This window comes from Streptomyces sp. NPDC051569 (assembly GCF_044454085.1).
In the GTDB taxonomy this organism is placed as follows: Bacteria; Actinomycetota; Actinomycetes; order Streptomycetales; family Streptomycetaceae; genus Streptomyces.
Genome location: NZ_JBITDJ010000052.1, coordinates 1 through 1,280, shown reverse-complemented (window position 1 = coordinate 1,280; position 1,280 = coordinate 1). Strand labels below are relative to the sequence as shown.

General features: G+C 67.6%; 1 pseudogene. It reads left to right on the top strand.

The annotated features are described in order from the left end of the window. Nucleotides 1-368: 368 nt before the first annotated feature. Nucleotides 369-1,280, top strand: a pseudogene (locus ACIBAE_RS29635) (IS5 family transposase).

Sequence of the window (1,280 nt, the reverse complement as noted above, 5' to 3'; positions counted from 1 at the left end):
CTAGGTCGTGTCTGACAAATGATCATCGCTCGATGATTCGGGGGTTGCCGTGGCGGTGTGGCCCAGCGATGCTGGGCCGGTGTCAGGACAGCAGAAGAGGCGCCAGCGACAAGACCAGGGACGTCGGACCGCCGGCTCATTGGCTGTTGAGGCCGGCCGCTGGGAGGTGCTTTTCGAAACCCAGAACGAGTCGGAATGGCGGACTCACCTCCGGCGCCTCCGGACCGTCGGCGGCCAGGTCGACTGGCCGATGACCCGGATCGACACGTTGTGTGGACGGCTGAGCCAGCCGACTACCTACCGCTTGAGCCTGTTCGTGCCGGAACCAGAGTGCGTCCCGGGCCGGAGCGGCCCTGATAATTGATCTTGTGGCTGGTCGTGGCGAGTTGACGGATGCGGCGTGGGAGCGGATAGCGCCGCTGTTGCCGGTGCTGGATGGTCGGGGGCGGCCCTGGCGAGATCATCGGCAGGTGATCAACGGAGTGTTGTGGCGCTTGCGTACCGGGGCTCCGTGGCGGGATCTGCCGGAGCGGTACGGGCCGTGGCAGACGGCCTATGAGCGGTTCGCCCGGTGGGAAGCCGACGGCACGTGGGCACGGTTGCTGGAACTTGTTCAGGTCCGTGACGACGCAGTCGGCCACGTGGAGTGGACGGTCTCGGTGGACTCCACCATCAACCGGGCTCACCAGCATGCCGCCGGCGCCCGGAAAAAGGGGACCCGGACGGGGACAAACTGGAAGATCCGCAACGCTCGGCGGCACGGCAGGCCCTCGGCCGGTCCCGCGGCGGGCTGACCACGAAGGTCCACCTGGCGGTAGACGGGCGGGGCCTGCCCCTGTCGTTTGTCGTGACCGCCGGGAACGTGAACGACTCCACGATGTTCGACGCGGTGCTGGATGCCATCAAAGTGCCCCGCGCCACGGTCGGCAGGCCGCGACGCCGTCCCGACCGAGTGCTGGCCGACAAGGCGTACTCCTCCCGGGCCATCCGGGCTGGCCTTCGCAAACGCGGCGTCCGGGCCACGATCCCCGAACGCTCCGACCAGGTGGCCAACCGCAAGCGGCGCGGCACACGCGGCGGCCGACCACCGGCCTTCGACAAAGAGCAGTACAAGGCCCGCAACGTGGTCGAGCGCTGCTTCAACCGCCTCAAGCAGTTCCGGGCGATCGCGACCCGCTTCGACAAGCTCGCCGTCCGCTATCAGTCGGGACTGCACCTGGCCTCGCTCATCTTGTGGCTCCGCGACACCACCGCATGATCATTTATCAGACACGGCCTAG